Here is a 591-nt window from a genome sequence, read left to right on the forward strand (position 1 = left end):
CCCGGAGCAACCGGCTTAACGAAGCCAACCTTCAGACCCTGCGCATCCAGCGCGCGGATCAGACCGAGGCTGATGGTGGTGAGTCCGCTTTCCAGCCCGGTTGGGGCAATAAAAATATTGATCATCAGAGGTTCAGTTCGCAGCAATCAGTTGGTAAGTGTCGAGGGCAATCATGCGCTCTTCTGAGGTTGGTACCACCATAACCAGCGGTGAGCCGGGCTGACTGATGCGTCCGTTTTCATCGCCGTGACAACGGTTCAGATCGCTGTCGAGACGGAAGTTCATCAGGCGCCAGGCGGCCAGAATACGCTGGCGTACCGGCGCGGCATGCTCGCCGATACCGCCGGTAAAGACCACGGCATCAATGGTTGGCAGAGAGGTTGCCAAAGCAGAAAACTGACGGGCAACGCGGAAACAGAATACCTGGATTGCGCGGTGCGCGCCTTCATGGCCTTCGGCCTCGGCGGCGAGCAGGGTGCGCATATCGTTACTTAAACCAGACAAACCTTTGAGGCCACTGTTGCGGTTAAGCTCGTGCATGATCTGCTCCAGCGACAGATTACGGCTGCGCTGCATATGTTCAATCAGGCC

Annotated in this window: 1 protein-coding gene and 1 pseudogene; both read right to left on the minus strand. The window is 57.5% G+C overall.

Annotated features, from left to right (window positions below; all coding sequences use genetic code 11):
• The coding region (locus tag B3P58_RS20805; protein WP_414716584.1) for an AAA family ATPase at positions 1-125 on the minus strand (125 nt) is incomplete at its 3' end.
• 7 nt (positions 126-132) lie between these two features.
• A pseudogene (locus B3P58_RS15550) lies at positions 133-591 on the minus strand (acetate kinase); the annotation flags it as partial.

It is taken from the genome of Thalassolituus sp. UBA2009 (assembly GCF_002335285.1).
GTDB lineage: Bacteria > Pseudomonadota > Gammaproteobacteria > Pseudomonadales > Oceanobacteraceae > Venatoribacter > Venatoribacter alkanivorans.